This is a genomic window from Vibrio diabolicus (assembly GCF_011801455.1).
Classification (GTDB): Bacteria; Pseudomonadota; Gammaproteobacteria; order Enterobacterales; family Vibrionaceae; genus Vibrio; species Vibrio diabolicus.
This window is the reverse complement of the sequence record NZ_CP042451.1, coordinates 771,620-784,161: the sequence shown is the minus strand read 5'-3', so window position 1 is coordinate 784,161 and position 12,542 is coordinate 771,620. Positions and strand designations below refer to the sequence as shown.

Sequence of the window (12,542 nt, the reverse complement as noted above, 5' to 3'; positions counted from 1 at the left end):
ATGACTAGGTGCTCAAAGAATAAACGTGGTGAAAATCACAGCTTTTAAGTTGCTCTGACTTACTTTTGTGATCTTTATCTTTAAAGGATGATCCGAACTTAATCTTTAGCTAATATCTTTAGCTAACGAAATTACGTAAAAGAGCAGAATGGCTAAAAAAATCACCATGAGTGACATTGCGGCGGCGGCTGGCGTCTCTCAGTCGACCGTATCGCTGGTATTGAATGGCTCAACTTCCGTAAAAATCGCGGAAGCGACCAAACGTAAAGTGCTCGAAACCGCAGAATCACTTGGCTACAAAAACAAAAAGGTTGCCCATGCTTTGGGACGCCCTAAAAAGATCGCATTGGTGATCAACGGCTTAACCAGTTATGACCCATTTATCGATGCCATCAATGCAGCGAGAGAAGAAGCGTGGTCGAACGACTACATATTGGTGACGTTCAATTACAGCCATGATGAAGTGTTGGCAAGCAAGATTGAGTCGGAGATCAACGGCGGTGATTACGCAGGCTTGGTTTACGCATCCAGTATGACGCGAGAGTTGGAGCAGCAACGCGTCACAACTTCCTTACCGACTGTACTGCTGAACTGCACCAACGAAGAACACACCGAAACGCCAAGTATTTTGCCGGCCGATATGATTGGAGCTTACAAAGCAGTTTCACACCTCACGACGCAAGGCTATCGTCGCATTGCCATGCTGTCTGGTGAAAGTTGGATGCTAGCCAGTAAGCAACGTGCCGATGGTTATCGTCAGGCTCTCATTGATGCAGACATCATTCCTAACTCAGAGTATTTAGTCGATGCAAACTGGTCGCTAAAAAAAGCGCACCAGCAAACACTGGCACTACTGAATATGGAGCAACCGCCAGAAGCGATTTTCTGTGGCAGCGACTATATGGCAATGGGGTGCTACCAAGCGATAGCGGAGTTGGGGTTGAAGATTCCTCAGGATGTTGCCGTTGTCGGTTACGATAATCAGCAAATCGCCTCTGAAAGCTTTCCAGCATTAACGTCGGTTGAACTGCCCTACTCAGACATGGGTAAACTCGCAATCGAATCGTTGATGGCACTGATTGAAGCGCAACCGTTGCTTTCTAACAAACGCAAAGTAGAGGGTGAGCTCATCGTTCGAACCTCTTCGACAAAAACAAAAAAGGTGGGCATGTAGCCCACCATAACACCCAAAGTCGTTGGAGTTGCATCGCTGCCGCTGCAAGTTCAAAGGGTAGAAGTGCTATCTAAAATTCAAACTGATAAGTAGTTTGATGCTGATAGCAATCCCCAGAGCTCAACACCCCATTGTTGAGTCCCCATTCTGGTTTGTTTGGCCCGTCTGGAAAGTACTGCGTTTCCAACGCAAGGCCGTCATAGCGTTCGTAAGTTTTACTTGCACCTGGCGTACCGGCTAAGAAATTACCTGAATAAAACTGGATGGCAGGTTTGGTGGTTTTCACCTTCATCACCACATCTTCTTTGGGTGCAATTAAAACCGCAGCGACAGACACGCCATCGGTCACTTCAGGTATGAATAGAAAGGCGTGATCGTAGCCACCAGCAGTTTTCTGATCTTGCTCGGCAAGAAATTCTTGGCCTATCGATTTTGGCTCGGTGAAGTCGAAACTGGTACCCAAAACTGGCTTTTGTTCACCGGTAGGAATTAACCCCGCATCCGTTGGCAAGTAATATCCAGCGTTAAGCTGTAAAGTATGATCCAAACTTTTCGCGCGGCTCGCCTCACCAGCCAAGTTAAAGTAGGCGTGATTGGTTAAATTCACTGGTGATGTTTTGTCAGTCTTAGCATCATAGGCGATAGCTAATTCATTCTCATCAGTGAGCGTGTACGTCACCTTCACATCGAGATTTCCCGGATAACCTTGGTCACCGTCCGGGGAGCGAAGTGAAAAAGTGACCTGTTGATCATTTTGCTCTTCAACCTTCCAGCGGCGTTTATCAAACCCTTCCAAGCCACCGTGCAGTGAGTTTTCACCGTTATTGATACCAAGTTGATACTTCTCTCCGTCTATCTCAAACTGCCCTTTCGCAATTCGGTTAGCAAAGCGGCCAACAATGGAACCAAAGTAAGCGTCTTGCTTCATGTGTTCAGCCATATTTGGTGAGCGCAACAACACTTCACGGTTTTCACCATTTACCGGTAATGTGCAACTCAACCATGTCGCACCGATATCCATAAACGACGCCGTCATACCATTCGCGTTGGTCAAATGAATCAGATTCGCAGTTTGGCCATCAAACGACGGCGTTGGCGCCATCGCTTGTTCTAGTTGTTGAAAATAGGCTTTCATCATCATTCCTTACAGCACTTCAACCAAACCCGCACCATTTTTGGCTTGGCAAACATAAATCGACTCTTTTAAGCCCGTAGCTGCTTGGTACTTCGCTTCAACTACCGCTTTCACGTCATCAACCAGTGCTGGCGGTACAAGTGCCACGATGCAACCACCAAAGCCACCGCCAGTCATGCGCACGCCGCCTTGATCGCCAATCACCTCTTTGGCTATCTCCACCAGCGTATCGATTTCTTTTACCGTGATTTCGAAATCATCGCGCATCGATGCATGAGACTCGGCCATCAGCTCGCCCATACGCTTCATGTCGTGTGCTCGTAGCGCTTGCGCCGCTTCCACAGTACGATCATTTTCTGTGATGACATGACGGGCACGTTTTGCCACCATTTCATCCAGCTCAGCGACTTTCTCGTTGAACTGCTCAATCGTCACATCACGCAAAGCTTTCACACCGAAAATACGCGCCGCTTCTTCACATTGCTGACGACGAGTGTTGTATTCACTGTCGACCAAACCACGTTTTTTATTCGAGTTGATGATCACGACGGCCATGTCTTCTGGCATAGAGACTGCTTCAGTTTCAAGGCTACGGCAATCTAATAGCATCGCATGATTTTCACGCCCTTCCGCTGAAATCATTTGATCCATGATGCCGCAGTTGCAACCGACGAATTCATTCTCTGCTTGCTGACCGTTTAAGGCGATTTCGGCTTGGCTGATTTCAAGGTTAAACAGCACTTTAAACGTTTGACCGATCACCACTTCCAATGCCGCCGATGAGCTCAAACCCGCGCCTTGAGGCACGTTGCCGCTGACTGAAATATCCGCCCCAGTAAACTGGTAGCCACGCGCCAGAAGACACTTCACCACGCCGCGAATGTAGTTCGCCCACATTTTGTCTTGCTGGAAGGTAATGGCTTGCGTGATATCGAATTCGTCCACTGCGTTACCGTAATCGACCGACACCACACGCACGATATTGTCTTCACGCTTTGCCGCCGCCACGACCGTTTGGTAGTTAATGGCACACGGTAGGACAAAACCATCGTTGTAATCGGTGTGCTCACCAATCAAGTTCACACGACCAGGCGCTTGAATAATATGGCTAGGTGCGTAGCCCAACAGTTGCTCAAATGACGCTTTCACATTTTGGATAAGTTCAGACATAGGGACGTTCTCTTAAAATAGTAATTTGTGTGGGATAGCGCGTTGAGCCTAACTTTCTATCTGTAAAGTCGCGCTATCCCGTTATTCGTAATCAGTCCAATTTAAAGACTTAGCATTCTTTGTAGTGGACATCACTCACATCACGCAGACGCTGCGCCGCTTGCTCTGCGGTCAGGTCACGTTGGCTTTCTGCCAGCATTTCGTAGCCCACCATGAACTTACGAACCGTGGCACTGCGCAGTAGTGGCGGATAAAAAAGTGCATGAAGCTGCCAATGGTCGATGTCTGTGCCTTCGTCAAAAAACGGCGCGTAGTGCCAGCCCATCGAGTAAGGGAAAGAGCATTGGAATAAATTGTCGTAACGGCTGGTCAGCTTCTTGATCGCTCGCGCTAAATCGTCTCGTTGCTCATCGCTGAGTTCGCTCATGCGACGAATGTGCGTTTTCGGCAACAACATGGTTTCGAACGGCCAAGCTGCCCAGTAAGGCACCACCGCCAGCCAGTGTTCGGTTTCCACCACAATGCGTGAACCGTCTTTGAGTTCCGCTTGTACGTAATCCACCAGCAAGTTGCTGCCGTGTTCTTGGTAGTAGGCTTTTAGGTTGTGCTCTTTGCGCTCGATCTCATTTGGTAAGAAGCTGTTCGCCCAGATTTGACCGTGTGGATGAGGCTGAGAACAGCCCATGGTTTCGCCTTTGTTTTCGAACGCCTGAACCCAAACGTACTCTTTGCCTAGCTCTTCAATTTGTTCGTTCCATGTATCAATCACGCCACGAATTTTATCCACTGGCAGCTCCGGTAAGGTTTTGCTGTGATCTGGCGAGAAGCAAATCACTCGGCTCAAACCACGCACGCCTTGCGTTTTGAATAGCGGGTTGTTTGACTCTGGTGCATCTGGTGAATTCACCATCAGCGCTGCAAAATCGTTATTGAACACATAGGTGCCTTGGTAGTCTGGATTAACATCGCCAGAGATACGTTCGTTGGTTGGACAAAGGAAACATTTACCGTCATAGCTTGGTAGCTCATCCAATGCGGGCTTTTCATCTGCGCCGCTCCAAGGGCGTTTAGCACGGTGAGGTGAAACCAAAATCCATTGCCCTGTCAGAGGGTTGTAACGGCGGTGTGGATGATCCACTGGGTTAAATTCGACATTCGACATGTTACTTACTCAACTCTTTAAAATTCTTCAAACTCAGCTTCCCAAAACCGTGAGAAGTGCAGATGGCAACGCGGCGACTACAATTACTCCGGGGAATAGCCATTGGGATTTTTTGACTGCCAGTTCCACGTATCGGCGGTCATTTCAGCCACCGTGCGTGTTGCCTTCCAGCCTAGTTCACGCTCAGCTTTTTCCGTGCTTGCCCAACATTCAGCAATATCCCCAGGACGACGCGGGCATAACTCGTAAGGCACTGATTTACCGCAAGCGGTCGCGAACGCATTCACCATCTCAAGTACGCTCGAGCCTTTACCTGTACCTAAGTTATAAATGTGCAAACCCGATTTCTCACCCACCATTTTCAAAGCCTCAATATGGCCGTCGGCCAGATCCATCACATGGATGTAATCACGCACACCAGTGCCGTCAGGGGTTGGATAGTCGTTACCAAATACCGCGAGTTTTTCTCGGCGACCAACTGCGACTTGAGCGATAAATGGCATCAAGTTATTGGGAATGCCTTGTGGGTCTTCCCCCATGCAGCCCGATGGGTGCGCGCCAACTGGGTTGAAGTAACGCAGTAAGGTGATGCTCCAATCGTTTTCAGCATGGAACACGTCGCTTAAGCACTGCTCCACCATATATTTGCTGCGTCCGTATGGATTGGTGGTTGCACCTGTTGGTGAATCTTCCGTAATCGGCACAATTTCTGGGTCACCGTAAACCGTTGCCGATGAACTGAATACGATGCTTTTCACGCCCGCTTTACGCATGCTGCGCGCCAACACCAATGAGCCATTGACGTTGTTGTCGTAGTACTCAAGTGGTTTTGCCACCGATTCGCCAACTGCTTTGAGGCCAGCAAAGTGGATCACGGCTTGGATGTCGTGCTGCGCGAATACCGTATCCAAAAAGGCTTCGTCACGGATGTCACCTTGGTGGAACGCAGGCTGTTTGCCAGTCAGCGCTTCAATACGGTTTAACACTTCCAGCTTGGCGTTACACAAGTTGTCGACGATGATAGGTTCCATTCCCGCTTCAATCATCTGAACGCAAGTGTGACTACCGATGTATCCCATACCGCCAGTGACAAGAACTTTCACTTTTGCTTCTCCATGTTGGCTGCTTTCGGTTCATACCTCACTCTGATGCGCTAAAAGCCAATCGCTATTGCATCGAATCAGTACGCCCATTTCTTAACTGGCTAAAAGTCTAGCAACCAATCTCGATCCAGATCCGTGATCGAATTCAAATTGTGTAAACGTTTCCACAAAATTACACAAAAGCCTTATTTTAGATGCTGACTTTAGTTAAATTAAACCAGGAAGATGATGAGCAGTGAAGATGAGTCGAGCAGATACCGCTCTCTTGCGTGGATCGCACGATTTTACTAAAAGTTTGTGCATCCCTAAGTAGCTGTTTACAATAGCCAGATTATTGAGTTCTCACTTGGACTGTGAGCAATGCCAACGGGAAATGTACATGGCAACACTAAAAGATATCGCCACTGAAGCGGGCGTCTCACTTGCAACCGTATCGCGAGTTTTGAATGACGATCCGACGTTGAGCGTTAAAGAAGAGACCAAACGCCGCATTTTAGAAATCGCAGAAAAGCTGGAGTACCGCACCAGCAGCTCGAAGAAAGCCACCAAAGAAGCCAAGCAAAAACATCACTTTTTGGCCTTGTACAATTACAAACAAGAAGCAGAAGTGAATGACCCGTACTACCTGTCGATTCGTCATGGGATTGAAACTCAGTGCGACAAACTCGGCATTACGCTAACCAATTGCTACAACAGCGAAGTTGATGTTGAAACGCAAAAGATCACGGGTGTCCTTTTAGTCGGGAAAGTCGACCAAAAGGTGGTCAATAAGTTACCTAAACGCCTAGCCGATAGCATCTGTTACATCGACTTTTCAGATCCAACTAGTCCTTACGATTGCGTTGATATCGACCTTGTGAGAATCAGCAAGCAAGTGGTTGATTTCTTTGTACAACAAGGCTACGAGCGTATCGGATTTATTGGTGGACAAGACGAACCCAACACCGCAGACATTCGTGAAAATGCGTTTGTGGACTACGGCAGTCTAAAAGGTGTGGTTTCTGAAGACGACATTTATCGTGGCGATTTCTCTAGCTTGTCCGGTTATGACTTAGCGAAAGAGATGCTGGCCAAAGGCGATTTCCCAAAAGCGATGTTCATTGCTTCGGACTCCATTGCGATTGGTGTGTTACGAGCAGTGCATGAGTTTGGTTTAAACATTCCTGATGATATTGCGCTGATCAGCGTGAACGACATTCCTACCGCACGCTTTACCTTCCCACCTCTATCTACCGTTCGTATTCATTCTGAAATGATGGGGATTCAAGGCGTGAACTTGTTAGTAGAAAAATACCGTGACGGACGCGCACTGCCCCTTCAAGTGTACGTTCCAAGCAAGCTCAAGCTACGCGGCACAACTCGATAAAAACACCCTCAAAACTGTTCAAATAAAGCACTGAATTTTCAGTGCTTTTTTATTTCTTCTTTTATTTTCTACCGAATTTTTACTGTTTTTACTTTCCAAAACAATCTAGATCTCATTCCTTTACGCTGATCACATCTTGCTCAACATTGGTCATTTAAAACGTGACCAAGTTAAAGTAAAACGTTTTCACTGATTTATTTTAGTAAAACTTTTACTAATATCTTTCTCAGATTATTCATAAGCATTTTTCACAATACATCGGCCGTTGTTTTTGCACTGATGTTGAGCCGGGTGAAACCAATCCGGACTCCAACATAAGCGCACCAAGCCGAGGGGAGATCAAAACGTGAACAATTGGGAAAACTTCCAACACTTACACGAGAATCGTATGGCACCGCGTGCGTACTTTTTCTCCTACGACTCTGTTCAGAGCGCACAAACCTTTCAACGTGAACTGAGTCGCCGCTTTATGTTGCTCAGCGGCCAATGGACATTCCGTTATTTCACCAACCCAATGTTGGTACCTGATGCGTTTTACTCACAAACAATGAACGACTGGGGACATATTACCGTCCCAAACATGTGGCAAATGGAAGGCCACGGCGATCTGCAATACACCGATGAAGGCTTCCCATTCCCGATCGACGTCCCGTTTGTACCAACCGACAACCCAACGGGCGCTTATCAACGCACATTTACACTTGGTCCACAGTGGGATAACCAACAAACCATCATCAAGTTCGACGGCGTGGAAACCTACTTTGAAGTGTACGTAAACGGCGAGTACGTCGGCTTTAGTAAAGGCAGCCGACTCACAGCGGAATTCGACATTTCCAAGTTCGTCCAACAAGGCGAAAACTTACTCTCTGTACGGGTGATGCAGTGGGCCGATTCCACTTACATTGAAGACCAAGACATGTGGTGGACGGCGGGGATCTTCCGCGATGTTTATCTTATGGGCAAAGAGCAGATTCACGTCCAAGATCTCACCATTCGCACCGATTTCGCCGACGATTATCAAAGTGCGATGCTCAGTGCTCAAGTCGAATTAGAAAACCTTTCCACCGCTATCGCGTCAGGCTATACGCTGGAATACGCGCTGCATGACAAAGGCACTGTCGTAGCCAGTGGTCAATGCGATTCACTGACTATCCAAAACCACCACTCAACAAGCTTTGCGATTGATATGGTGAGCCCAACGCATTGGACGGCTGAAAACCCTTACCTTTACCACTTGTTCATCACCTTAAAAGATCACCAAGGCAACGTAGTGGAAGTGATCCCACAACGCGTGGGTTTCCGTGATATCAAGGTGCGTGATGGCCTGTTTTACATCAACAATCAATACGTGATGCTGCATGGTGTAAACCGTCATGACAACGACCACCTAAAAGGTCGCGCAGTGGGCATGGACCGCGTGGAAAAAGATCTGATTTTGATGAAGCAACACAACATCAACTCAGTTCGCACCGCACACTACCCGAACGACCCACGCTTCTACGAGTTGTGTGATATTTACGGCCTGTTTGTGATGGCAGAAACCGATGTGGAAACCCACGGCTTTGCCAACGTTGGCGACCTGAGCCGTATCACCAATGATCCAGCATGGGAAGCGGTGTTTGTTGATCGCGCAGTGCGCCATGTGCACGCACAGAAAAACCACCCTTCTATCATCATGTGGTCACTCGGTAACGAATCGGGTTATGGCTGTAACATCCGTGCGATGTATACCGCGACCAAAGCAATTGATGACACCCGTTTGGTCCACTACGAAGAAGACCGCGATGCTGAAGTCGTCGATGTGATTTCGACGATGTACTCACGCGCTCAACTGATGAATTACTTTGGCGAACACCCACACGAGAAGCCACGCATCATCTGCGAATACGCCCACGCGATGGGGAACGGGCCGGGTGGTTTAACCGAATACCAAAACGTGTTCTATGCGCACGACCACATTCAAGGTCACTACGTTTGGGAATGGTGTGATCACGGCATTCTAGCGCGTGATGAACACGGCCAAGAGTTCTACAAATACGGCGGCGATTATGGCGACTACCCAAACAACTACAACTTCTGCATGGATGGTCTGATTTACCCAGATCAAACCCCGGGCCCTGGCCTGAAAGAATACAAACAAGTCATTGCACCGGTGAAAATCCGCGCCGTTGAAGGTTGCCATGACCGCTTTATCGTTGAGAACAAATTGTGGTTCACTAACCTCGATGATTACACCATTACTGCTGACGTGCGTGCCGAAGGTGAAACCCTGCGTAGCGTGCAATTCAAAGTCGAAGCTTTGGTCGCCAACAGCGAACGTGAAGTGACCATCGACTTGCCAGAATTGGATGAGCGCGAAGCCTTTGTTAACTTCACCGTACGCAAAGACAGTCGCACGCTTTACAGCGAAGCCAACCATGAAATTGCGGTGTATCAGTTCCAACTGAAAGAAAAGACCGCGTCTGCACCTGCGTTCATCAATCGCAACGCACAACCTTTGGTGATTAACGAAAGCCGTTTGGAACACGTAATTGAAGGCCATAACTTCACGCTTACTTTCTCGAAAGTAAACGGCAAGCTGACTTCTTGGCGCGTAAATGGCGAAGAGATCATTCAATCTGAGCCAAGACTGAACTTCTTCAAACCGATGATTGATAACCACAAACAAGAGTATGAAGGTTTGTGGCACCCAGCGCATCTGCAAATCATGCAGGAGCACTTCCGCACGCTGAGCGTGGAAGCGAGCGAAGATGCCATCCTGATCACCACCAGCAGCATTGTTGCGCCACCTGTGTTCGATTTTGGCATGCGTTGTACCTATCGCTATCAAATCAATGCTCAAGGCCATTTGAACGTGGAACTGAGTGGCGAGCGCTACGGCGACTACCCTCACGTGATTCCGGTCATCGGCTTGGATTTGGGCATCAACGGCAGCTTTGATCAAGTGAGTTACTACGGTCGTGGCCCAGAAGAAAACTACCAAGACAGTCGCCAAGCTAACCTCATTGATGTTTACCACACCAATGTGGCGGACATGTTCGAGAACTACCCGTTCCCGCAAAACAACGGCAACCGCCAACACGTGCGCTGGGCATCGCTCACCAACCGTCATGGCACAGGGTTATTGGTGAAACCTCAGCAAGAAATCAACTTCAGCGCGTGGTTCTACACCAACCAAAACCTGCATCAAGCGCAACATACGATCGAGCTAGAAAAGAGTGGCTACATCACCCTTAACCTTGACCATCAAGTGATAGGGTTAGGCTCGAACTCATGGGGCAGCGAAGTGCTCGACTCTTACCGCGTGTACATGGACGAGTTCCGTTACGGTTTGACGCTGATGCCACTGCAAGCAGGCGATTGCAACGCACAAGTGATGGCAAACCATGATTTCGACAACGCATTTTTCACTCAAACCAATACTCAATCAGTCAACGAGGCGTAATCCATGATCGTGTTAGACAGCTTAGAGCAATTCAAACAGGTATATCGCAACGGTCGTAAATGGAACCGCTGTGTGGAAGCCATTGGCAACATCGGCAACATCAAAGATGGCGTGATGCACTCGATTGGCGATTCACTGGTGTACATGGTTGAAGATGGCATCGCGAAACAAACCGAAATGTTCATCGGTAACCGTCGTTACTTCGATGTGCATTACTACCTCGAAGGCCGAGAAACCGTTGAGTTCGCGGATAAAACCGCGTTGACACGAGAACAAACTTATCGTGATGAAACTGACCGCGAATTTTTTTCTGGTCAGGGTGAAACACGTGAGCTTTGCGAAGGCCAAGTGGCGATTTTTGAAAACAGTGAAGCGTACCGCTTCCATGGAGACAACCACGTAAGAAAAGTGGTGCTCAAAGTGACCATCGAAGATGGCTACTTCCTAAATAAATAAAACAAGAGAAGGGCTGTGATCACAGCATTACAAGCCCTTCCTCCCTACAATTCCAACGTGATTCACCGGAGATAGAACATGTCTGAATCCAAACGTAATACGATAGGCAAATTCGGGTTGTTGTCCCTCACCTTTGCTGCAGTATTTAGCTTTAATAACGTAATCAATAACAACATCGAGATCGGTCTAGCGTCTGCACCAATGTTCTTTCTGGCGACCATTTTTTATTTCATCCCTTTCTGTTTGATCATCGCAGAATTCGTATCTCTGAATAAAGATTCTGAAGCGGGGGTCTACGCATGGGTAAAAAGCTCACTCGGCGGTCGCTGGGCGTTTATCTCTGCCTACACTTACTGGTTCGTTAACCTATTCTTCTTCACGTCCTTGCTACCGCGCGTTATCGCTTATGCGTCTTACGCGTTCTTGGGCTATGAATACATTCTGACGCCATTCACCACTACCGTGCTCAGTATGATTTTGTTTGCGTTTGCGACCTACGTATCGACAAACGGCGCGAAAATGTTGGGGCCAATTACGTCGGTGACCTCCTCCCTCATGCTGCTACTGACAATGTCGTATATTTTACTGGCTGGCGCTGCGTTGATCGGCGGCGTAGAACCAGCTGACCCAATTACTGTAGAAGCGATGATCCCTGATTTCAGCTGGGCATTTTTAGGCATTACTACATGGATCTTTATGGCGGCAGGCGGTGCGGAATCGGTCGCGGTTTACGTAAACGATGTGAAAGGCGGCTCGAAATCGTTCGTTAAAGTCATCATCATCGCAGGTATCTTTATCGGTGTACTTTACTCAGTCGCGTCTGTTTTGATTAACGTGTTTGTTCCTAGCGAAACCCTAAAATACACGGGTGGCTCGGTACAAGTATTTGAAGGTTTGGCTGCGTACTTTAGTTTGCCAGAAGTATTGATGAACCGCTTTGTAGGCTTGGTATCCTTCACCGCTATGTTTGGCTCTCTACTGATGTGGACAGCAACGCCAGTGAAAATCTTCTTCTCTGAGATTCCAGAAGGCATTTTTGGTAAGAAAACCGTAGAGCTGAACGAAAACGGCGTACCAGCTCGCGCAGCTTGGTATCAGTTCCTTATCGTTATCCCACTGATGATCATCCCAACATTAGGTTCTAACACCGCTCAAGATCTGATGAACACCGTGATCAACATGACCGCAGCGGCATCCATGCTCCCACCATTGTTCATCATGTTGGCGTACCTGAATCTGCGCTTGAAACTGGACCACGTCGAGCGTGATTTCAAAATGGGCTCACGCAAAATGGGCATCGCTACCGTATCGGTACTGATCGCTATCTTTACAGTTGGTTTCTTAGCATCGACCTTCCCTACTGGGGCCGACATCATGACCATCATTTTCTACAACGTTGGCGGTATCGTGATTTTCCTTGGCTTTGCTTGGTGGAAGTACAGCCAATACGAAAAATCATTGAATCAGGAAGAGCGTATAAAAGAGGCCGCGCCAGCTTCGCAAGCGGTATAACACAGACTCTCAATGACAA

The 12,542-nt window shown here is 47.9% G+C and carries 9 protein-coding genes; 5 read left to right on the top strand and 4 right to left on the bottom strand.

Annotation, left to right across the window (positions count from 1 at the left end; translation table 11 throughout):
- Positions 1 to 148: 148 nt before the first annotated feature.
- Complete coding sequence (locus FR741_RS03740; RefSeq protein WP_167426284.1) at positions 149 to 1,174, top strand: LacI family DNA-binding transcriptional regulator; 1,026 nt, start codon at positions 149 to 151, stop codon at positions 1,172 to 1,174.
- Between the two features lie 70 nt (positions 1,175 to 1,244).
- Here FR741_RS03740 and galM read toward each other — a convergent pair whose 3' ends face one another.
- From galM to galE, 4 genes are all read right to left on the bottom strand, one after another.
- On the bottom strand, positions 1,245 to 2,309 hold the full coding sequence (gene galM, locus FR741_RS03735; RefSeq protein WP_167427062.1) for a galactose-1-epimerase: 1,065 nt from the start codon (positions 2,307 to 2,309) through the stop codon (positions 1,245 to 1,247).
- A 9-nt stretch (positions 2,310 to 2,318) separates the two neighbouring features.
- Entirely contained in the window at positions 2,319 to 3,479 is a 1,161-nt protein-coding gene (galK, locus tag FR741_RS03730; protein WP_167426283.1) for a galactokinase, read from the bottom strand.
- Positions 3,480 to 3,588: 109 nt separating this feature from the next.
- Complete coding sequence (locus tag FR741_RS03725) at positions 3,589 to 4,641, bottom strand: UDP-glucose--hexose-1-phosphate uridylyltransferase (RefSeq protein ID WP_167426282.1); 1,053 nt, start codon at positions 4,639 to 4,641, stop codon at positions 3,589 to 3,591.
- An 83-nt stretch (positions 4,642 to 4,724) separates the two neighbouring features.
- Positions 4,725 to 5,744 carry a UDP-glucose 4-epimerase GalE gene (gene galE, locus FR741_RS03720; RefSeq protein WP_167426281.1) on the bottom strand — a complete coding sequence of 340 codons (1,020 nt, stop codon included), beginning with the start codon at positions 5,742 to 5,744 and terminating at the stop codon, positions 4,725 to 4,727.
- 379 nt (positions 5,745 to 6,123) lie between these two features.
- Here galE and ebgR point away from each other — a divergent pair, with 379 nt between their 5' ends.
- The 4 genes from ebgR to FR741_RS03700 all read left to right on the top strand — a co-directional run bounded on the left by ebgR (position 6,124) and on the right by FR741_RS03700 (position 12,523).
- Complete coding sequence (gene ebgR / locus FR741_RS03715) at positions 6,124 to 7,110, top strand: transcriptional regulator EbgR (RefSeq protein ID WP_025591165.1); 987 nt, start codon at positions 6,124 to 6,126, stop codon at positions 7,108 to 7,110.
- A 346-nt stretch (positions 7,111 to 7,456) separates the two neighbouring features.
- Complete coding sequence (gene ebgA / locus FR741_RS03710) at positions 7,457 to 10,555, top strand: beta-galactosidase subunit alpha (protein WP_167426280.1); 3,099 nt, start codon at positions 7,457 to 7,459, stop codon at positions 10,553 to 10,555.
- Between the two features lie 3 nt (positions 10,556 to 10,558).
- Positions 10,559 to 11,011, top strand: a complete 453-nt coding sequence (locus FR741_RS03705) for a beta-galactosidase subunit beta (protein WP_167426279.1) — start codon at positions 10,559 to 10,561, stop codon at positions 11,009 to 11,011.
- A gap of 78 nt (positions 11,012 to 11,089) precedes the next feature.
- Positions 11,090 to 12,523 carry an amino acid permease gene (locus FR741_RS03700; RefSeq protein ID WP_047008923.1) on the top strand — a complete coding sequence of 478 codons (1,434 nt, stop codon included), beginning with the start codon at positions 11,090 to 11,092 and terminating at the stop codon, positions 12,521 to 12,523.
- Positions 12,524 to 12,542 lie beyond the last annotated feature (19 nt).

Coding starts and splice junctions, on each gene's coding strand:
- galM (WP_167427062.1), bottom strand. CDS start 2,309: ATGAAAGCCTATTTTCAACAACTAGAACAAGCGATGGCGCCAACGCCG.
- FR741_RS03705 (WP_167426279.1), top strand. CDS start 10,559: ATGATCGTGTTAGACAGCTTAGAGCAATTCAAACAGGTATATCGCAAC.
- ebgR (WP_025591165.1), top strand. CDS start 6,124: ATGGCAACACTAAAAGATATCGCCACTGAAGCGGGCGTCTCACTTGCA.
- FR741_RS03740 (WP_167426284.1), top strand. CDS start 149: ATGGCTAAAAAAATCACCATGAGTGACATTGCGGCGGCGGCTGGCGTC.
- FR741_RS03700 (WP_047008923.1), top strand. CDS start 11,090: ATGTCTGAATCCAAACGTAATACGATAGGCAAATTCGGGTTGTTGTCC.
- FR741_RS03725 (WP_167426282.1), bottom strand. CDS start 4,641: ATGTCGAATGTCGAATTTAACCCAGTGGATCATCCACACCGCCGTTAC.
- galK (WP_167426283.1), bottom strand. CDS start 3,479: ATGTCTGAACTTATCCAAAATGTGAAAGCGTCATTTGAGCAACTGTTG.